This is a genomic window from Dapis purpurea BLCC-M126, assembly GCF_050015975.1.
Lineage (GTDB): Bacteria > Cyanobacteriota > Cyanobacteriia > Cyanobacteriales > Microcoleaceae > Trichodesmium.
In genome coordinates, this window is sequence record NZ_JBNHER010000137.1 from 26,387 (window position 1) to 48,103 (window position 21,717).

Annotated in this window: 16 protein-coding genes and 1 riboswitch; of the genes, 8 read left to right on the plus strand and 8 right to left on the minus strand. The window is 34.9% G+C overall.

Annotated features, from left to right (window positions below; all coding sequences use genetic code 11):
• Nucleotides 1-271: 271 nt before the first annotated feature.
• Complete coding sequence (gene asnS / locus ACP6PL_RS12105; RefSeq protein WP_426545509.1) at nucleotides 272-1,663, plus strand: asparagine--tRNA ligase; 1,392 nt, start codon at nucleotides 272-274, stop codon at nucleotides 1,661-1,663.
• 144 nt (nucleotides 1,664-1,807) lie between these two features.
• On the opposite strand, the gene ACP6PL_RS12110 is transcribed toward asnS, so the two are convergent.
• From ACP6PL_RS12110 to ACP6PL_RS12125, 4 genes are all read right to left on the minus strand, one after another.
• The gene (locus ACP6PL_RS12110) at nucleotides 1,808-2,710 is read right to left on the minus strand and encodes a tetratricopeptide repeat protein (protein WP_426545510.1); all 903 of its coding nucleotides are present in this window, start codon (nucleotides 2,708-2,710) and stop codon (nucleotides 1,808-1,810) included.
• An 811-nt stretch (nucleotides 2,711-3,521) separates the two neighbouring features.
• The gene (locus ACP6PL_RS12115; protein WP_426545511.1) at nucleotides 3,522-4,802 is read right to left on the minus strand and encodes a GUN4 domain-containing protein; all 1,281 of its coding nucleotides are present in this window, start codon (nucleotides 4,800-4,802) and stop codon (nucleotides 3,522-3,524) included.
• Between the two features lie 412 nt (nucleotides 4,803-5,214).
• Nucleotides 5,215-6,120, minus strand: coding sequence for an ATP-grasp domain-containing protein (locus ACP6PL_RS12120; protein WP_426545512.1), 906 nt, complete (start codon nucleotides 6,118-6,120; stop codon nucleotides 5,215-5,217).
• 45 nt (nucleotides 6,121-6,165) lie between these two features.
• On the minus strand, nucleotides 6,166-7,353 hold the full coding sequence (locus ACP6PL_RS12125) for a hypothetical protein (protein WP_426545513.1): 1,188 nt from the start codon (nucleotides 7,351-7,353) through the stop codon (nucleotides 6,166-6,168).
• Between the two features lie 103 nt (nucleotides 7,354-7,456).
• Here ACP6PL_RS12125 and ACP6PL_RS12130 point away from each other — a divergent pair, with 103 nt between their 5' ends.
• From ACP6PL_RS12130 to ACP6PL_RS12145, 4 genes are all read left to right on the plus strand, one after another.
• A complete protein-coding gene (locus ACP6PL_RS12130) occupies nucleotides 7,457-8,227 on the plus strand; it encodes a DUF1995 family protein (RefSeq protein ID WP_426545514.1) in 771 nt (256 codons plus the stop codon).
• Between the two features lie 281 nt (nucleotides 8,228-8,508).
• A complete protein-coding gene (locus ACP6PL_RS12135) occupies nucleotides 8,509-9,306 on the plus strand; it encodes a metallophosphoesterase family protein (RefSeq protein WP_426545515.1) in 798 nt (265 codons plus the stop codon).
• Between the two features lie 360 nt (nucleotides 9,307-9,666).
• A complete protein-coding gene (locus tag ACP6PL_RS12140; RefSeq protein ID WP_426545516.1) occupies nucleotides 9,667-10,359 on the plus strand; it encodes a TrmH family RNA methyltransferase in 693 nt (230 codons plus the stop codon).
• Between the two features lie 483 nt (nucleotides 10,360-10,842).
• Nucleotides 10,843-12,084, plus strand: coding sequence for an FG-GAP repeat domain-containing protein (locus ACP6PL_RS12145; RefSeq protein WP_426545517.1), 1,242 nt, complete (start codon nucleotides 10,843-10,845; stop codon nucleotides 12,082-12,084).
• 251 nt (nucleotides 12,085-12,335) lie between these two features.
• Here ACP6PL_RS12145 and ACP6PL_RS12150 read toward each other — a convergent pair whose 3' ends face one another.
• Nucleotides 12,336-13,190, minus strand: coding sequence for a M48 family metallopeptidase (locus ACP6PL_RS12150; protein ID WP_426545518.1), 855 nt, complete (start codon nucleotides 13,188-13,190; stop codon nucleotides 12,336-12,338).
• Nucleotides 13,191-13,683: 493 nt separating this feature from the next.
• Between ACP6PL_RS12150 and ACP6PL_RS12155 the strand changes: the two genes are divergently transcribed.
• Nucleotides 13,684-14,211: a DUF4330 domain-containing protein gene (locus tag ACP6PL_RS12155; RefSeq protein ID WP_426545519.1), complete on the plus strand. Its 528-nt coding sequence runs from the start codon at nucleotides 13,684-13,686 to the stop codon at nucleotides 14,209-14,211.
• Between the two features lie 566 nt (nucleotides 14,212-14,777).
• Here ACP6PL_RS12155 and ACP6PL_RS12160 read toward each other — a convergent pair.
• The gene (locus ACP6PL_RS12160) at nucleotides 14,778-15,578 is read right to left on the minus strand and encodes a class I SAM-dependent methyltransferase (protein ID WP_426545520.1); all 801 of its coding nucleotides are present in this window, start codon (nucleotides 15,576-15,578) and stop codon (nucleotides 14,778-14,780) included.
• Nucleotides 15,579-17,124: 1,546 nt separating this feature from the next.
• Entirely contained in the window at nucleotides 17,125-17,487 is a 363-nt protein-coding gene (locus ACP6PL_RS12165) for a hypothetical protein (RefSeq protein WP_426545521.1), read from the minus strand.
• Between the two features lie 108 nt (nucleotides 17,488-17,595).
• Nucleotides 17,596-17,767, minus strand: a riboswitch (cyclic di-AMP (ydaO/yuaA leader).
• A gap of 370 nt (nucleotides 17,768-18,137) precedes the next feature.
• Between ACP6PL_RS12165 and ACP6PL_RS12170 the strand changes: the two genes are divergently transcribed.
• Nucleotides 18,138-18,362 (plus strand): hypothetical protein, encoded by a 225-nt coding sequence (locus tag ACP6PL_RS12170; RefSeq protein WP_426545522.1) that lies wholly within the window; start codon nucleotides 18,138-18,140, stop codon nucleotides 18,360-18,362.
• Nucleotides 18,363-18,423: 61 nt separating this feature from the next.
• Here the strand turns inward: ACP6PL_RS12170 and ACP6PL_RS12175 are convergent, their stop codons facing one another.
• Entirely contained in the window at nucleotides 18,424-18,930 is a 507-nt protein-coding gene (locus tag ACP6PL_RS12175) for a pentapeptide repeat-containing protein (protein WP_426545523.1), read from the minus strand.
• A gap of 756 nt (nucleotides 18,931-19,686) precedes the next feature.
• On the opposite strand from ACP6PL_RS12175, the gene serS reads away from it, so the two are divergent.
• Entirely contained in the window at nucleotides 19,687-20,964 is a 1,278-nt protein-coding gene (gene serS / locus ACP6PL_RS12180) for a serine--tRNA ligase (RefSeq protein ID WP_426545524.1), read from the plus strand.
• The last annotated feature ends 753 nt before the right edge of the window (nucleotides 20,965-21,717 follow it).

Consider the following 21,717-nt stretch of genomic DNA (forward strand, 5'->3'; position numbering starts at 1 on the left):
ATACTATAGCGCTATAGTTTTAAATATACGGTTTATTATAAATTCAGATAAAAAATTATAACTATCAGCTCAATAAATTATGTAGCAAGTGTTACATAATAGTCCAAAACTGGTATAACTTATACAAATAGATAGGTGAAATAAATTTAGTCAAAATATATGTATCTGTGAGCTAGTTAAAAAGTAATGTGTAATTAATTCTCCAGAGGTCAAGAGTATATTGAATGATTTACGAGATATACTTTGTTAAAGTTTGGATAGGATTAAATAAATGACAAAGCAACGAATTGCAGAAATATTAAGAAGCGGTCAACCTGATGCAAAAGTTACAATTAAAGGATGGGTACGCACTAAGCGAGAGTTGAAAGAATTTGCTTTTGTAGAAGTTAATGACGGTTCATGTTTGGCTAACCTACAAGTAGTATTAAATCCCGATCTACCAAATTATCAGGAAAGTTTGCAGCAGATGAATACAGGTGCTTCTGTGGAAGTGACTGGTATTTTAGTGGAGTCGCCAGCAAAGGGACAAAGAATTGAACTGAAGGCACAAAGCGCGATCGCTTATGGTGATGCCGATCCTGAAACATATCCTTTGCAGAAAAAACGTCATTCTTTTGAGTTTCTCCGCACTATTGCACATTTGCGAGGACGCACTAATACTTATGGGGCAGTTTTTCGAGTGAGAAATTCTTGCGCTAATGCCGTTCATCAATTTTTTCAAGAAAGAGGTTTTTTGTGGGTTCATACTCCTATTATTAGTGCTAGTGACTGTGAGGGTGCGGGGGAAATGTTCACTGTTACTAATTTTGATTTAAAGAAAATTCCTCTCACAGAAAAACAAGATGTTGATTTTAGTCAAGATTTTTTTGGAAAGCAGTCTTTTCTAACAGTAAGTGGGCAGTTAGAAGCGGAAATTATGGCAACTGCTTTTAGTAATGTTTATACGTTTGGTCCGACTTTTCGAGCAGAAAATTCTAATACTTCTCGACATTTAGCTGAGTTTTGGATGATTGAACCTGAGATGGCTTTTTGCGATTTGGAAGGGGATATGGATTTGGCGGAGGAATTTTTAAAACATATTTTTAAGTCTGTTTTGGAAAGTTGCCCAGAGGATATGGAATTTTTTAATAAACGGATTGATAAGACTGTTTTGGAAACGGCGGATACGATTATTAATAATAGTTTTGAAAGGATTAGTTATACTGAGGCTGTTTCTTTGTTGGAAAAGGCGGATAAAAAGTTTGAGTATCCGGTAGAATGGGGTTTAGATTTACAGTCGGAACATGAACGTTATTTGTGTGAGGAGTTGTTTAAAAAACCTGTTATTGTGACTGATTATCCGGCAAAAATCAAGGCTTTTTATATGAGGTTAAATGATGATGGTAAGACAGTTAGAGCAATGGATGTTTTGGTGCCGAAGGTAGGAGAAATTATTGGTGGTTCCCAGAGAGAAGAACGTTTAGATGTTTTGGAGAGGCGGATAGATGAACAGGAGATGAATAAGGAGGAATTATGGTGGTATTTGGATTTGCGTAGGTATGGTACTGTGCCTCATGCTGGGTTTGGTTTGGGATTTGAAAGAGTGGTGCAGTTTATGACAGGAATGGGGAATATTAGAGATGTAATTCCTTTTCCGAGAGCGCCTTTAACTGTGGATTTTTAAAGTTATATCCTGTGCGGATAATTAGAGATAAAAAAGTTTTTGTTTGTAGTTGGGCTTTAGCCCGAACTGTAGATAGGGCTAGAGCTTTACTACAAGCTTTCATTATAACTATTTAACCGGACATGATATAAGGTTTATTTACACCTATCTACTTATGGATAAATTTGTCTGTCTATTTTTTAGTTTTTCGATTACTTCATTAGCTTTAATATCATAGCCTTGATTGGGTTTTTGTTCGTGAAGTGTAACTAATAAGTCTATGTAAAATTGATAGTAATTTTGAACTGTCGCGAAATCGGATTGAGACAGGTTAGTAATAATAATCTCTGTATAAAGTTCTTCGATAATTTTGATAGCTGATTCGATTTTTGTTAATGCTTCGTTTAAGTTACCTTGGTTGTATCTGAGAACTGCTAAATTATAGAGCGTATTGGCAATACTCCCTCGATCTGGAATTTGTTGGAATAAGTCTAGGGATTGGTTGAAATAATCTAGTGCAGTTTGTTTTTTTTCTAAAGCATTGTAGACAAGACCTATATTATTTAGAATCATAGCTTCCCCTAAAACACTTTGCATTTTTTTGAACAAGTCTAGGGATTGGTTGAAGTAATCTAGTGCAGTTTGTTTTTCTTCTAAAGTATCGTAGACAAGACCTATATTATTCAGAGTTATCGCTGCCCATATTTGGTAGTTTGTTTTTTGATAAAGTAGTAGTGCTTGCTCAAAAATTTCTATTGCTTGTATTTTTGATGTTTTTGTTTCTTGTTTGAAGAGTTTATTCCCTTGTCGATATAATTTGTTTGCTTCGAGGCTGAGTTTTATCTCTATAAAAATTCTGATTCCACTGAAAATCACAGAGAATGCTAACAGATAAAGAATGATATTAGCTGGAGTCAGATTATTCGGATCATGCAAAATAATTGATAAGATTACTAAGACAAATAAAGAACCAATAACATTAACAAGCGTAGAAGCATTAATAAGTAAGACAAATAAAGAACGAACTGGAAAATGTTTTGCTCCTAATCTGAAATTAATGAACGACATAATTTTTGGTATTTTTCTAACCGCAAATTTTGATAAGTAATTAACTATGCGGAAGAATCTTGAATCCTTGTCAAGAATTATACTGATTGGGAATATTACTACCATTACCATGATTGAAAAATAAAGAATCGGCAATATTTTATAATGATCGATAAAAACAAACAAGCTAATTATTAAAAACCAAGAAAAAATCATAGTATATACTATCAGAATTATAACCAGAAATGTAAATACTATTCTGGTTATAAAATTATTAGATTCGAGAATTGAATATTTTTGTGAAACTAATTTTATTGGCTCTACAATATACTGTAAGAAGTATAGACAATAAACAAAGCAAAATAGTCTTTGATCGTCAAAATCAATATCAAAAAATGTCCATATTAATACACAAATACACAGATTAATTACTATATGAATACCTATACTAGAAAAAGATAACTGTCGCTGTCGAGGTCTAGTTGAAAAATCCATAGATTTACACCTTTTTTGATAACTAAAATTTTGAGAAAATTCTATTTCAAGAGACTTGAAATATATAGGATTTTAAGTAAGGAGATTACTCGATCTTTAGGTAGTCAGTAATTACTATTAAGAATAGTATAAAATCCGGTTGAACAGTTGTCATTGCGACGATTGTTGCAATCTCGCGAAACCCCTGAGATTGCTTCCTTCCACGGAGTGTAAGTCGCAATGACTTAGGTATAGTAATTATCCGAATTTTATATAAGAACTTTGTCATGGAAATTTTTACCGTTATTTCCTACAATATTTCAAAATTTTGGTAAATAATTGCTGAAATGTTTATGTGTTAAAGTCTACAAGCATCTACGCGAGAAAAGAACAACCCCATTCGTTCAAAAAGTGTCCCCCCCTCACGATAGCCCACAACAGCTCCCCAAGGTAAATGTCCTACATCAGAAGTATTTGGATTAACATCCCAAACCCCTTTCCATTTAGGTGCTTTGTGCCAACCCACTTTCTCTCCAAAAGCACTCTTATATTTTTTGTCATATTCTGTTGTTGCGCCAGCCAGTTGATAGACTTTCCAAACGTACCAAGTACGACCTAAACTATAATAAATTTTCGTTTGGATAGAAAAGCCAAACTTACCGTTACTATGTTTTAACCAAAGTTGGTCAATCGTACTCAAATCCTTGCAGGATAAATTGTTTAATTCTTCTCTCCTCATTGGCACTAGCCGTTGTGATAACAATTGACCTGCTATTTGTAAAATTAAGGTTCCCGTCTCCTTGTCTGCTTCTTCCCATTTTCCTGCTGCTAACAAATCACGCAGTCTTGTGTAATCAACTCCCACTTCCGAAACTAGAGGTACATAATCAGGAATTGCTTCACCCCGATACTCCTCAAACAAATTAATAGGTATACCCCAGTGAACAATATCAACTGCATCATCTGTTTCTACCCTTTCGACAACTTGCTGAGTAGTTGACTTTTGTGCGTCAGACAAACTTTCTTTTTCCGATTCTAAACTTTGGATTATTTCTAGAGCGCTCATCCCATGAACTGCGACAACTTCACCCCTAACATCTACAACTGGCGCTCCACTCATTCCATCGACATTCAAAACTTGATAATAAACTCCATAACCCTTTGCCCACCGATATAAACCCGAAACAGTGCCAGAAACAAATTTGGGTATCAACTCCTCACTCTGCATTGGGAAACCAGAAATATAGACGCGACTACCCGTTTTCAGATTTTCGGAATTACCTATTTTTAAAGCAGGATAATTGCATTTTTTTCCCTCTGGTTGAAACGTGACTAAAGCTAAATCAATATTTCTAGGAAATATTTTTATACTACTAATATCCCAGACTTTTTCATCATTAGTTTGTAATATTTTCTCACCGTCTTTTTTGACAAAGTTAGCTGTAGTTACTACAGTACAAACATCTGTTTTTCCAGATACAAAAAAACCTGTTATATGCCCAGATTGATTTCTAGAGGATAGTTTGACAATACTCAGTTCTAGTTGAGAGGCAATTTTTTCTGGTGATAATTCTCTAGAACAATTTGTCAGAGTTAGTGCTAGGAATATTAGACCAAGGATTCTTGGTAAAAATTTCATCTTTTTCATAATTTGGGAAGTCTGATTATTACTATTATACTTACAACTACAAAATAGCTTATTCCTTAACCTAGGAGAACTTTGAATAAGCCAGATTTATAGAAATAAAATGTTAAGATTCGACCATAATAGTAATTGATTTTTAATCTATAGCGTTTTTATTTGAGATGGGAAACAGAGTATTAAAAAGCTATGGAGGTTTGGGGAAATAGGCAATGGTAAAGAATATGAAACAGCATTAAATATTGAAAAACCTAAGGGAATAGGTACTCAATCAGTATGCTTTTTTATTAGAAAAAATCAGAATCTAGATTTACATCTCATTTGAAAATACTATAGAGTAAGTATTTTTGTAAAAAAATGCTACGTTGAGTGCTTACCGCTTCTTTAAGTAGTATAAGATTTTCCAAATTTAACTTGTTAATAACTGTATCAAGTCATCAGTTATCGGACAACCTGTTTCCCTTTCAAAATGAAGAAACATCGGACTAAAATTCGCCTCTAAAAAAATATATTCTCCATTAGGTTTAAATCGCCAATCAATACCAGTCCATTTCAAACCGAATATTTTGGTAATAGCTAAACATTGTCTTTTTATATCTTCTGGTGTTTCTAAATAAATTAATTTTGCCTGTTTATCTTCCCGAAAATCTAAGGAACTACTCCGAATTTCAGCAGAATAAACTTTTTCTCCAATCACATAACTGCGAATATTTGTACCGGGAATATATTCTTGGATAGTTACTGGAGAAATACTTAAAGCTAAATTCATTCGATTGATTTCTAGATGTTCTTTAGTTAAAAGCTGAGTATGAGAACCACCATAAACAGGTTTAAAAATTACATCCAGATAAGATTGAGAGAAATTGATAATTTCCTCAGCATCATTAGTAACTAATGTAGCTGGAATAGTCACACCTATTTTGTTTGCTGAACTTAATTGTAATGGTTTCTCTTTATGAAATTCATAAGCTTCCCAACCATTAACCCATTTTTCCGGAGTACACCGCATAAAAGAGCGTAACAAGCCAGTTGCATCATTAACTGCTATTGTCTGCTGATATGAATCGGTTAATTGAGGAACATTTACTCCAGAAAAAGTCCGCCAAAAAATTTTATTTATATCTGCTAAATCCCATTGTCTGCCATCTGGAAATGTTAAACATCCTGTATGAGTAATAGGTTGCCAAGAGATTTTTAATTTGCTCGGAAATAAACGAGTATCTAAATATTCAACTGTTATTCCTTTTTCTGTGAGAGATTGTTTGAGGTGAGCAGCATGAATATCTTCATCATTACCCAAAATTAAAATTTTCATAAGTTAACCAAACCCAATTATGTCTAATTAATTTCACTCAATTAACTAGATAAGATTAATCCTTAAATTATCTAGAGATGCTACGTCTTCTACAATCGCAATTAAATCACCGGATAGAGTAGATATATTAACCGAATTATTAATAATTTCAGCACTATAATCACCTAAAGTTCCTGGTAACTGAATTTGGTCAAAAGCAACATCAAAGTTTTGAATTAAAGCAAAGTCTAAATCACCAAAGGTAGAATAAAAAGGTAATCCTTGAGAAGAACCTAATATAAATTGGTCTACTATTGCTACTTGAGAACTACCAACTAATATATCAATTTCTCCTGCACCGAAACTATTAGGAATTATTGCATCGTTTACTACATCATATCCCAGAGTACTCACTCCAACAATTCTGGTATTGTTGCCAAAAGAAGTAACAAGATCATTACCATTAGTACCTGAAAAAAATCCTATACGTTGAATTTCAAATTGTCCAAACTGAACGTAATGTTCTAAAGCAGAATTGAATACTCCTGTATTAATAGCAACATTAACGCTAGGATAAGATTGGCGATAAATCTCCTCATTGAAATTTCCACCTTCTTCTCCTAATGCAAGAGTTGTCACTACTCCTGCTTCTGTTCCTACTTGAGTGATAATGCTATTACCAAAAGGATCTGCAAAACCACCTTCTTCTCCTAGTGCTAGAGTAGTTGCCATTCCTGGTTCCGATCCTGGTTGAGTGATAATGCCATCATCAGTAACAATAGGAAAACCCCCTTCTTCTCCTAATGCTAAAGTAGTAGCAAAATCGCCACCTTCTTCTCCTACTGCAAGAGTAGTAGGTGTAGGTACAGGAGCAAAACCACCTTCTTCTCCTACAGCTTGAGTAGTTACTACTTGTGGTGGTAAAGGTATTGGTGTAATTCCTGCTTCTGCTCCGAAGGTTGCAGTTGTTGGTACAGGTGAATTACCACCTTCTTCCCCTATTGCTTCAGTTGTGGGTATAGGTTCACTCAAACCACCCTCTTCCCCTAATGCAAGAGTAGTTGCTATGGGGTTGCCACCATTCTCTGAATTATCAAAAGCTTCAGTTGTACTACCGCCCTCTTCTCCTGTTGCATTAGTAGTTACAGCTGTAGTGAAGTTATTAGGAGAAGAATTTCGTTCAACTTGACTTGCTTGTAGAGATGCCATCAATTCCGGAGTAGATTTTCCAAAAGGATGATCGTATTGTTTCATATTTTTTCCCAGTTCAACTTTATACTTATTATGGTTATGGAAAATAACGAAGATATTACAATCTTCTCTCAATCACAGCATAATCTAGTAAATATTAACATAGATGACTAAACTACCCAATGATATAGATGAGGCGATCGCCCAAGCAATGGAAGCTACTAAAGCAGCTCTCCAAGATGGTTATACTAGACTCCAAATTGAGATAGTTGTTCCAGAGATTGAACTTCAAGCTCAATCTCTGGCAAAACAATTTATTCCTATTTTACTTGAAACAGGTACTCAGCTTAAAGTCTTTTTTCCTGACACCGGAGCAGCAGCTTTAGCTAGACGAGATTGGCAAGATGTAACATTTAAAATAGAAGATATTGGCACAAGTAGGTCTCCAGTTGACAAAAAAGTTGAACCTGAAGACCAATGTTTTTTATTAATTGCACCTTCCGCTGTAGAAGTGGCCCAAGCTGAAAAATTATCTAATCTGGCTGGCGATCGCCCAGTTGTGATGTTAATCCCCAGATTAGAAGATGTCTCTATAGTGGGAATTGGTTATGCAGCACGTCAACTCCGGGAAAGATTTATCAAAACTCTTGAATCTTGCTACTATATCAGGTCTTTTGGTGAAGGGGCGTTATATCGTTGTTATCCTTCTCCTTGGCAAGTTTGGTTTGAAGAAAATGGCCAGTATAAATTAATTGCTGAACAACCGGAGAAACCAGTGGGAGATCAACTAGATATGATTTTAGCTGAAGCTACTGGTACAGCTAAAACAGATAACTCTGCTTCATCTTCTTCATCCTCTGAGACGATAGCTGCTCCGCCAAAACGGAAAGGATTATTAACCGAAATTCAAAAATTCCTGCGTGCTTTAACTAACTAAGTGTTAATACCGAATGTATTGAAGGTATTTTTAGTCTGAAAATTACCGACCTAAATTTATTCAGGGTAAAATTTCTATAGAATTAGTTAAATTTTCGACGATCCTGAAAATTAAGGTCGGTTAACCTCAAAAATTATATGGTAAAATATAGAAACTAAGTTTGATAGGGTGCTTGAATTAAAAAAATTTAATTAAATTTTGATTAAATTGTAGCAAAGTTTAAGATTTGTTCCTTTAGCACAAAGTTAAAGTGTGGTAGTAAAAACTTATCAACAGCAACAATGAACACCAGACGTATTATCATTGGCGACATACATGGGCATTATGATGGCTTAATGGCCTTGTTAGAGGCGATCGCCCCAGGCAGAGATGATATGGTATACTTTCTAGGAGACTTAATTGATAGAGGTCCGAAAAGTTCTCAAGTAGTCACATTTGTCAAAAATAGCCCCTATCAGTGTATCCTGGGAAATCATGAACACATGATGATTCAAGCCCTTTCAAATACAGAAGTCAAGCATGAGGCATGGCAAAGTTGGTATTACAGTGGTGGTGTCGAAACTGTTGAAAGTTATCGAGATACAGGAATTATGCCTTATGATGATTTAGAGTGGATGCGATCGCTACCTCTATATATAGACTTAGGAGATATTTGGTTAGTTCATGCAGGGATAAATCCGAAACTACCTATTCAAAAGCAAGCGTACCATGAATGTTGTTGGATTCGCCATGAATTTCATTCTGTAGACAAACCCTATTTTTCTGATAAGTTAATTATTATAGGTCATACTATAACTTTTACTTTCGATGATGTTGAGCCTGGAGAATTAGTTTGTGGAGCTGGTTGGCTAGATATTGATACTAGTGCATATCATCCTCGCAGTGGATGGCTAACTGGATTAGATGTTGACAATAATATTATTTATCAGGTTAATGTTAAGGATCATCAAACTCGGAAAATGCACTTAGATGAACTGGTAAAACCTTATAAACCTAGACGAACATTAAGAGAAAAAATGCAAGAGCGTTTCTCTGTGAGGAAAAATAACCGAGAAAATCTTAAAGTAAAAAATTATTAGTTATTGTAGCAGTTGCTTTCTATAGCAGTCCTATTTCAGTTGTAAAAAAAATTTCTTGGAATCAGGGAATAATTCATTAATGGATAATGGATAATTGATAATTGATAATTGATAATTGATAATTGATAATTGATAATTGATAATTACCTCTGGTTAAAACCGTTACGGAATTGAAGATTGGGAAATATCATTTCTTTTTTTTCCCTTAAAAGGGGAGGCTTTAAACCACAATTATTTAATTAACAATTAATAATCAATAATTTGGTAATAGGAAAAAGAGGCAATTGTTTGATATAAAATATCAAATTTTCGGATTTTTTACAAATCATTTATGATTGCTAAATTAGAGATTAATACTGAATGCAACGAGAAGAAAAACAACAATTAATTACTTACTTAAGTCAATTTGTTACCATAGCACGTTGGGAAAAAATCATATCAGTTTTGCAGCAAAGAACCCGCTACATGACTGTTATTTTAGAAGATATTTATCAACCCCATAATGCTAGTGCTGTTCTGAGAAGTTGTGACAGTTTTGGCGTACAAGATGTGCATATTGTAGAGAATAAAAATATTTTTACAATTACCCAGGGTGTAACTATTGGTTCAGATCGTTGGTTAACATTATATCGTTATAATCAACGAGATATAAATAATACAGAGGAATGTTTAAAGAAACTAAAAAGTGAAGGTTATATAATAGCAGCAACAACTCTCCATAAAGAACAGATAACTATTGAACAATTATCTGTAAATACAAAAGTAGCATTAATGTTTGGTTCAGAAATTAATGGGTTATCAGAATATGCTCACAACAATGCAGATGTATCAGTAAAAATTCCGATGGTGGGATTTAGTGAAAGTTTTAATATTTCTGTTAGTGCTGCTCTATGTTTATATGATGTAATGAACCGCCTCAAAAAGGAGCATAATAATTGGGAATTAACTGAGACAGAAAAATTAGATTTGGAATTAAATTGGTTGCGTAAATCTATTAAAGGTGGAGAACTTATTGAGAAGAAATTTTTGAGACTCAAGGGAATAGGGAATTGAGAATTGAGAATTGAGAATTGAGAATGTGGGAAGTGTGAGAAGTGTGGGGAGTCGAGTAGTAGACTGACATACCTTAAATGGTACAATAAGTGGTTGTTGGGTTGATTGACGTAGCTTGCTTCCCCCAGGATAACCCAACAACAATCTTTCTCCCCTACTCCCGTACGGACGCCCTTATGCAACGTCCCTACAATACTTTTGAGGCGCTTGTCACCCCGTGAGATCCTAAAGACTAAACCAATCTATAACTGTTTACACTGTTTAACCGGATTTGATATTACACATGACGAACACAATTTTAGCGTTTGAGATTGCTTCGCTGTCGCTGGCAATGATAGAAATACGATGTTTTGCATAAGTCCGGATCTTGTTGATTTATGACTTGTTAATTTATGACGAATTATTAAATTGGGCAATTCTAAAGAGCTTTTGATTTACTATCCTGCTGGTAGAAAAAAATAGTAAAGGAGGCTAATTTCTATCATGGCATTTTCAAGATGGCTACAGAAAACAAATATAGCCGAAACGACAATAGACCATAAATTTAATCCTTCGCCACAACTAAAACAAATTTTGGGGAAATGGTTTAGGGTTTTACTAGCGGTGGTAATGGCAGTTGCTATTTTTGTCATACCAATGCCAACAGTCCATGCTACTCCAATGATTGAGTTCCAAGACTCAGGGCAGGTTTTGAGTAATTCCGATAGCTTCGATGCAAGTTTAGGAGATTTGGATGGAGATGGTGACTTTGATGCTTTTGTTGCTAATTTTAATCATCAGCCTAACAAAGTTTGGTTAAATGACGGTATGGGCAATTTCAAAGACTCAGAGCAAACTTTGGGGAAGTCCTATAGTCTAGGTGTGAGTTTAGGAGATGTGGATGGAGATGGGGATCTTGATGCTTTTGTTGCTAATAGAAATAATCAGCCTAACAAAGTTTGGTTAAATGATGGTACGGGCAAATTCACTGACTCGGAGCAAGCTTTCGGAGATTTCCACAGCTATGATGTGAGTTTAGGAGATGTGGATGGAGATGGGGATCTTGATGCTTTTGTTGCTAATTTTAATCAGCCCAAGAAAGTTCAGCCGAATAAAGCTTGGTTAAAAGTTCAGCCCAACAAAGTTTGGTTAAATGATGGTAAGGGCAAATTCACTGACTCAGAGCAAGCTTTGGGGAATTCCAAAAGCCATAATGTGAATTTAGCAGATGTGGATGGAGATAGTGATCTTGATGCTTTTATTGCTAATTTTAATCAGCCCAACAAAGTTTGGTTAAACGATGGTAGGGGCAAATTCACTGACTCAGAGCAAGCTTTGGGGAATTCCAATAGCACAGATGTAAGTTTAGCAGATGTGGATGGAGATGGGGATCTTGATGCTTTTGTTGCTAATTGGGCTTTGCAGTCAAACAAAGTTTGGTTAAATGATGGTAGGGGTAATTTCACTGACTCAGAGCAAGCTTTGGGAGATTCCAATAGCTATGGTGTGAGTTTAGCAGATGTGGATGGAGATGGTGATCTTGATGCTTTTGTTGCTAATTATGATGCTTCAAACAAAGTTTGGTTAAACAATGGTAGAGGGAATTTCACTGAGTCAGAGCAAACTGTGGGGAATTCCAATAGCAGGTATGTGAGTTTAGCAGATGTGGATGGAGATGGGGATCTTGATGCCTTTGTTGTTAATCGAAATCAAGCTAACAAAGTTTGGTTGAATAGCCTAGATTAGTATGTCAAGGTTTGTCACAATAAAGCATCAGACAACTTAGTAGTCAATTGCACTAAATTAGCTGTGTCAGTATAGTAGTAGATTGTTTAATCTTAAATGTTGCAATAGATGTAGGTTGGGTTGTTCGCGTTAGCGTTGCGCAGCCTGGGACGTTTGCGGAGCATTTCCAACGGAAAAACTCAAGAACAATCTTCCCTCCTGCTCCCCTCCGAGGAGGGTTTGGTGTGATTCCCTACTCCCCTAGTTTCCTACTACGGAATTAATCTACTAACAATTACCTGATAACGTCTCTCATCTAACCCATCACCATTATAGGCAAATTCAGGATCAACCATTTGTTTCATCTCAGAAATTCGCGCCGATGTTGCTGGGTGAGTGCTAAGAAAAGATGGAGGAGAACTCTTTCTCAGCAATTTTTGCATAAATGTAATTGCACCATATTGAGCATATCCTGCTCTTCCCAAAGTTTCAATACCAACTCGATCTGCTTCAAATTCTGCCTGGCGACTTTTGGGGCGACGTAATGCTAATTCTACCCCCATTTGAACTGCAACATTCTGATCTACACCTGCTGCAGTAGCCAAACCTTGAGCTAATAATGTTCGACGTAATTGTTTCACCGCATGGCGTTCGGTAATATGAGCAATTTCGTGGGAAACAACACTAGCTAATTCTGCTTCATTATCAGCAGCTTTCATTAAACCAGTATGTATATAAACAAACCCTCCCATAGTTGCAAAAGCATTGATACTATCATCCTCTACTACCTGAAAAGTATAAGGAATATCTGGACGGGGACTTGCTGCAACTAATCTTTGCCCAATTCTATTAATATATTCGTTTGCTGCGCGATCGCGATAAAGTTTAATATCTCCACTTCTAAATAACTGTTGATTAATTTGTTTACCTAGTTCAACTTCTTGACGATCAGACAGATTAGAAATTGACATCATCTGAATACCCTGGAAAATTAATTGTCTCCAAGGTAAAGCTTGACTGGGAGATGCTGTACCTACAGATAAACCAGCAGCCACCATTACAGATATTAACGGATATGATATTCGACGATAGGAAGATTTAGAAATCAAGGATAATTTTTTCAACATTGGCTTTTTTATTTAGAGGTACTAGATTTTGGATTTATCAAGATGTCATAAATTAGCGAATAATATTTTGCCAATCTTGTGATTAACTACAAAAGTTATCTATAGCTTTTCCGGAAAGCAAAAAGTGTATTTTTTATGGAAGATAAGGGAGTTTAGTTAATAAAAAACTTCCTTATCTTCACCCTTGAAATTAGTTTTTGTCGTAAGTCATGGTAATTTCTCTAAGATTATCTTTTTTTGGAGAAATATCATTAATTTGATTTACTCAACTTTTTAGCCATGTAAAAATCCTCATAATACTCGTATAAATTTCTCCACATTGTCTAAAATGGATGTTTTATGTGGTAAATATAAAAAAGTTAGTAATCTTGACGTTGTGCCCAGATAACTAACTATATACTGGGATATTCTGGAGGGGTATCAAAAGCTCACCTTATCATTGGGACATTTAATGTTGAGTAGTTTACTTTTGTAAAAATTAAGTTATGAAGTTATGAAAATTCTGGATTCTCAAGGAAGATTATTTGGTAAAGTTAGTATCTTAGATGTTGGCGCTGTGTTAATAATTTTTATGGTGTTATTGGGCATCTTTGTATTTCCTGGTACTAACAAAAATTCTGTTGCTCAAGTAGGCAATATTGTGACTAAACCAGTTGAAGTAGATGCTATTGTTCTAGGTTTAAAAGGTCGCTACCCTGAAAAATTATTAAAGGAAGGGGAAAAAACTCAATTAATTATTCGGAATCAACCTTATGGAGAAGTTGACCTAAAATCTGTAGAATTTTTGACTCGAAAAGTGGCAGTTCCTCAGCCGGATGGAACGGTAAAAGCTTTACCCGATCCTAGAGATAAAGAAATATTTAGTCGGAATGTTTTATTAACATTGGAAGGTAAAGGTAGAGTTACTGATGATGGTCCTGTTTTAGGAAATATTAAGGTAAAAATTGGTATGACAATTGAATTGGAAGGTAGGGATTATAATTTTAATGCTAGTGTGATTGATGTGCGAGTACAAGATTAATTAATGGATAATGGATAATGGATAATGGATAATGGATAATGGATAATTGATAATTGATAATTGATAATTACCTCAAGGAAAAGCATCGGATTGAATATAAGAAAATATTATTTCTTTTTTTATCTTAAAATAGAAGGTTCTATACCTTTATTTTTCGGTAATTTATATTCATGTCCGGTTGAATAACTAGGGTTTGCTGAATAAATATAAAAGCATTTATATATAAAGGTTATAGCCTTTTTAAATCCCGAAAAAGTACAACTTTTCCAGCTAAAATTACTCAAAAGTTATGATTTTAGGCAGACCAAGGGTAGAAAAATCAAGGAACAATTATTCCTCCTACTTTCTCTGTCTTCCTACTCTCCTTACACTTCCCACACTCTCTACCTTTCCCACACTCTGCTTTTTTCAGCAAACTCTAATTCTGGTTTTGGGGGGAAGGAGCTTACAGGGGTAAGTTTTTAAGAAAGGGATGAGTAATCACTTTTATTCAGTATAAAATCTGAACAAAAAAAATGCTTTTTTATACCTCAAACTTCCCCCTCTCCCCCCTCTTCCCACACTCCCTATTTAGTAGCTACTACTGCTAAATTCCAAGCAAATCTTTTCATTAAAGGTAACTTTTTCAACACCACATCCAACTTTTCTAATCTACGATACATTGGTTCTAAACGGTGATGTTCAATAATAATCTTTTTCCAATAACGTTCTTTATTTGGGTCAACTTTTTCAATTAAATAAAACCTGAGAAAAATCCACAGAGTCGCTAACCAAAAAGTATCATAGGCTGTTTCTGAATAGAGAGATTTAATAAAATCAACAATATTAATATTCAGAGGTGTTTCATCCTCAGTTCTCACTTTTGTCGCAATGCGTCGATAAACATTAATAACTGGATTATGTTTCAAAGGGTCCCAAAAACAAGCTTTGCCACCAGGTTTAAGAACACGGTGCATTTCCCTAATAGCTAATTTCGGATTTGGTAAGTGGTGAAGTAAGTTAGAAGCGTAAACAAAATCAAAGGTATTATCAGGAAATTCTAATGCCATAGCATCCATAACTTTCCCTTCAACTTTTACACCATTTTTGTTCGCCAAATTAACAGCAACATCTACCATTCCTGGAGAATAATCTGTTGCTACACACCCGGCTCCTTTTTTGGCAAAATAAACACTATTTTCTCCTGCACCACAACCTAAGTCTAACAAATATTTATCTGTTAAATCTCCCATTTGTTTGAGGATAAATCTGTTTTCTGGTGCGGTACAACTTTCAAAATAATCAACTACTCGAATACCTTCAATATCAATGGTTGATGCCCATATATCGTGAAATTTTCGTTCTTTAGCTAGTATTTTGTCTTGCATTTTTTAGATAGTTATACATTTTTATCTATTTTACTACTTACCACTACTTTCTGATAAAATTAAAATAGATATCTTTTTGTTGTTTGCAATAAAAAGCATTTTTCAACAACATCTTGAACTATCACATTTCCCTTCAAACTATCACGGGATTCAAAAATTAATTCAGCAGCAGATTTTTCTTAGGTATCAATAATATTACTACTATCAGGTAGTAAAAAGATAGTTGGTTATTGAGTAGAGGTCAAGTTGACATTAAAAATCTATGCACTATCAAAATCGGCAAAACTTCAAACCGGAAGTTTCAGGTTTACTTATGAGTTATTATCTAGCTTGAAGTTTAACAGATCCTTACTGAAGTTAGCAATAGTAGCAGGGTCGTCTGCTCCATGGAAATGAAAAGGGCTAGCTAAAGCAGTAGCATTAGCAATATTAATTTTGGCAAATACGCCCAGAATAAGGAATAGCAGCGATAGAAGGAATGATTAGGTTTTTCATGATTTTTGCGCCCCTGTAACCTGAAGTTTACAGTTTAATCATCTCCCTAATTTCGCTTTCTATTGGTGATTTATGAGTAAATTTACAGTGATATTTTTGTCTTCAGAGAGTGAGGGAAGAAGTATGAATACTGTGAGTTATTCAATCACACCGTAGTGAAACGGATGTATATATTTGCATGACTTGCATCACTATCTTTTTAGAGACTGTGATATAGCAATACTTGACATCTCCAGGGGTTGAAACACCCTGGATTCCGTGGTTTACCCACCGCAAATGGGATAAATCCACATTTGCTTAAAGCCTGTCAACAGACTTCTAAACTCCTCGGCATAGACCAAAATCTAGCTGTGAGCTTACTTTTTTTTAGCTTTCACGAGTGGTTTTACTCAAGATGTTGGAGCAATAAATCGCTGCTTTAGCTGCCTGCTTGCTTTCAGCCGTCGTAGGAAATTAATTCCCCGTCTCCTGTCCACCGGAATTTCACCGCACTAGCGCTCTTGTCATGGCGACAAACCTTGTTCTTACTTGCTATCTCTAGTATAGCTACTATAGCAGATTTTTACTACGGGTTAAAACCCGCGTGTCGTTATTCAACCAGCCGTTAAAACAGGCTGGCTAACTTCCTCCCGTTATTTTTTTAGGTTTTTTTTAGTTAGGACAATAGATACGAGTTGAAAGGCAAAAGGCAAAATTTCCAGAAGGCAATATAGGGATCTTGTTTCAGTTATCAGTACCTCCGGCTCAACCCGTAGGTTGAAATCCGGAATTTTCTTTTTTATTCCCTTGAAAGGCGAGGCTTGAGACCTTATTTCTCGGTCAAAAACCTTAATGGGTAGCGCCATATCTGAAACTTCTCAAATTACCAAATCCGGTTACTCAAGATACTTGATGCTAAATAAGATTAAACCATCTCCCTATCTTGCCTAAACCTTAATCTCGTTATCTCCAGAAAATGATACTCTATAAACCAGATTTAGCATCATAAGCACTACCTTGTGATAATATAACTTTCACAAGGCAACACCTATTAAAATTTAGATAGTGAATATTAGACGGATGCGTAGGTTTGTTCAACCATAGGAACAACTTCAGGAATAGATAGACTATTTATATGATGAGTTTCATCAGAACAACTCCAGAGAGCTTGCGCTACTCCTAAGTATCCTTTGGAAACCTTAGATACATTTATAACTGTGCTGATCACTGTTGGTAAACAAGGACTAGGCATAAATGTTGTGACAAAGGTATTAAGCATAGACCACAACATAATTATCCAAAAAAATCCTAATGCCGGCAATAAAATTACATCAGGCATGACGAAGCGACCGATGCGCTTCCATATAGCTTGTTGAGGTATTGCAATAACTACGGCAAGCGTCGCAAAAAGGGAATTATTCAGTTTTTCTGTCATTTTTCTAGATCGTCAGAGTCAGGTTTATCGGGCGCAACAAATCAGACCTATACCAACCAAGGATTCTGAATCGACAATCTGTCTAAATTGTTATAGAAGGTTGACTCTTCATTCTCCTCTCAATGCCTACGAAGTTAGCTGACGGGCTAGGGCTGAGAGATGCCCTTCTCTAAATCTTTCTCAAAGATTTCTATTCAGAGATAAGCCCCTTAATTTTGGTTCCTCCGCTCCGGCAGCACTCTTGCTGTGCTTTTCATGCCAGATTAGGCTGACTGTATTTTGCTTTTAATATAATCTTAACTTCTCTAGAGCAACTTTGTCAACTTTTTTTTACAAAAATTTTTGTCAATTTTATCAAAATTTTGAGTTTGGAATTTCAGATAATGTTGGGACATTATTAAACTATTTGCTCTAAAAAAGTTAGGTACACCTACTTTATTCATAAAATGAATTCGGTTTTCCGGAAAATTGAAAATCTATACTCAACTAATTTGTCATCTGAGTCAGTGACTCTGTTCTTAATCACAGAACAATAGTGATTATAATCACTAAACTTTGTAAGTGTGATCACTTACTGCATTAATGTTGTATCACCATGTAATAATAAAAAATCGCAAATACTAGAAATGTAGAGTTCAAAGATGATTATCATGTATAAAGAACCTCCTGTTTATCTACTTCCATCTGCATTAGGAGACCTTTTTGCCCATGCGAATGCCACAGGTTACATTACTTTGGCCGACCGTTATGGCTTAATGGCAGCTATATTTGATGAGTCTTTGCCAGAAGATGAAAAGCGCTCAATTGATCGACTACTTCGAGCTATTTGTAAAGGACGTATTAAAGTAATTGATGAAATTTCTGTTATGGCGTAAAACTAGACCTAAATAATATTTTAGACTTAACTATAATATAAATTTTTTTTAATAAACTTGGTTAACAGTCTCCTTTTTTACCATCAGGTAGGGTAGCTCCACATAAATCAGTTTCCTCTAATTTTGCTTGATTCAGATTGGCATTAGATAAATTGGCTCCATTTAACTTAGCTTTCTCCAAATATGCTTGGTATAAATCAGCCCAGGACATATCAGCATCTTTGAGATTAGCCTCTCGCATAGTTGCACTGTGCATAATTGCACCTGACAAATTAGCTCCTGCTAAATTAGCCTCAATTAAATTCGCACTACTTAATATGGCTCCTCTTAAGTTAGCGTCTTTTAAGTTAGCTTTTTGTAAATTTGCTCCTAGTAAATTTGCTTCACTTAAATCAGCTTCACTTAAGTCAGCTTCACTTAAATCACAACCTGGACATTCATAAGTAGATAATAAACGTTGAATAGTTTTGATCCGTTCCATAGAATTAGACTTAGACTGAGCAAATACTGGAACAGTTAACCAAAATACTGTTAATAATGTAGTCGTCAATGGATATGTAAATCTCATATTTTACTGCTTAGGAAATTAAGAAATTTATGATTAGACTTTTGATTTGATTAGTATCATATCATAAAAATTATATTTTATATGGAGAAAATATATTTTTTGTGAAGTTAAATAATTTGATTCAATCTATTTAAATTCACTGATAAAGATGACTTGTGTTCTAATAGTAATAATACATCAGTATATTTATCTAATTATATTTAGTTTATTTAGAAAATATCCGTATAATTAGGTAATAACTATACAATAAAACATAAAGTCAAAAATATAATTTTTTTTACTAGTAAAGACTATGCTTATTTTTATTGATTTTCATAGAAATCTTATTCTACAAAAATACCTCAGTATATTTATAGATTAGGAATTATGTAAAGTAAAAACGGTTTCTATGATAAATCATTGGTTTTAATAATAGACTTAGATGTCTATAACCGTGTTTTTGGGTTCGCCTATGTAAGTCCTGTAGATGTTATAGATTAATGGAAAAACAATTTACCAAATAATAGTTGAATATGTTCTTGGATATATTCGATTTCTCGGACTCATAAGAGAAAAATATTTTTCTGTTTTATGTTCCCTATTTCCCTAAACTCTTGAACTTGAATACTTGACCAGTATAAGAATTCCTATACAAAAAGGTTTTTTGACTTTTGACTTTTGACTTTTGACTTTTAAGTTAGTGATGATTAATGTTTCAAAGTGGAGCTAAAGTAATATTCTGTTAAATGGGACAAATTAAGAATATAGGGAAAAATTATGTTAGATATTAGACAAATTCGAGAAAATCCACAAACACTACAAGAATTACTCAACCGTCGTGGAGAGTACGACTTACAGCCAATTCTAGAGTTGGATGAAAAACAGCGACAACTAGAAACAGAGCGATCGCAACTCCAAGCTCGTAGCAACCAAGTTGGTAAACAGGTGGGGGAAAAAATTAAATCAGGTAGTAACCCTAAAGGTGCAGAGGTTCAAGCTTTAAAAGAGGAGGGAAACCAACTAAAGGCTAAACTTAGCGAACTAGAACCTGAAGAAAAAGAGCTAAAGGCTAAAATAGAAGCTTTACTTTTACCTTTGCCTAATTTGCCTAGTGAGTCTACACCTTTAGGCAAAAGTGAGGTAGAAAACATAGAAGTCAAACGTTGGGGTGATGAATACATCCCTCAAAATCCTAAAATTATGCCTCACTATGAAATAGGAGAAAAGTTAGGCATTCTTGACTTTGAGCGAGGAGTAAAAATTTCTCAAAGTCGTTTTGTTGCTTTGATGGGAGCAGGTGCAGCATTAGAACGTGCCATTATTCAATTTATGCTGAACCGTCATATTCAAGCTGGTTATGTGGAAGTTATGGCACCACTATTAGTCAATAGTCAGTCTTTGACAGCTACAGGGCAGTTACCAAAATTTGCCGAGGAAAGTTTTAAGTGTGCGGCAGACGATCTCTGGTTAATACCTACTTCGGAAGTTTCAACTATGAATCTTTATCGGGATGAAATTCTGACGGCGGAGCAACTACCTATTTATCATTGTGCTTTTACTCCTTGTTTTCGTCGAGAAGCTGGTGCTTATGGGAAAGATACTAGGGGGTTGATTCGACTACATCAATTTAATAAAGTGGAGATGGTAAAAATTGTACATCCTGACACCTCTGAAGATGAACATCAAAAATTGGTGGCAGATGCAGAAGCTATTTTGCAAGCACTGAAGTTACCTTATAGAATTTTAGAGTTGTGTACTGGAGATTTAGGTTTTTCGGCAGCCAAGTGTTATGACTTGGAGGTATGGTTGCCGTCGTCAGGAACTTATCGAGAAATTTCTAGTTGTTCTAATGTGAGAGATTTTCAAGCGCGTCGGGCGAATATTCGGTTTAAGGAAGGAAAGAAAAAGGGTACTCAGTATGTTCATGCTTTGAATGGTTCGGGTTTAGCAGTGGGGCGAACTATGGCTGCTATTTTGGAAAATTATCAGCAGGTTGATGGCAGTGTGAAAATTCCAGAGGTTTTACAACCTTATATGGGGCGTGAGTTTTTGTAGTTTTGATTGAGTAGGATGCCCTGTTGAAGTTAGAACTCAGAAGTCAGAAGTTATTTTGTAATTTCATCTAACTCAGGTATACTACTAGCGGGCAAGATGCCCGCACTACATTTTTAGTATCTTTTTCCTTGATTTTCTTTTCTACAACCTGAGCGTTTCGCTGCGCGACATGAAACGCAAAGCGGAACTGACTTCTATCCCTTAGAAACAATAATCTTTTAGTTGAATAAAAAATCATGTATATGGACGAGTAACTCCCACTAATTGTTATAATATCACAATTTTTGTGAGGATGCAATCAAAAATCCTTTGACGTGCAATTTTTTTGGAGCTTCACAAAATGAAAGTGTGGGGAATTTTCCACTGAGGAGTGATGGATGGAAAGATTTGATAATAGGAAAAACCAACATATAGTTTTTTGGAGCTTCACAGGATGAAATTTTAGATAAAACTTCTATAACGTTGTGGTTCTAAATCTATCCATTTTTATAAAAGCGATCGCATATCTCTCATTTCCATAATTTAATTTTAGGAAATAGGGAATAGGGAGAAATCAGAAGTCAAAATTCCCCAATGTTTCGGTGTGTCAAGCTTAACTAACACACCTTACCAAAAAATTAAGGTTTAAAGCCTTCTATTTCAATAGAAACAAGAAAAAATTTTCCTTTTATTCAATCTTCTTCCTAAAAGGAAGAGGTAATTATCAATTATCAATTATCCATTATTGAACGGTACTTACTAACTTTTGACTTT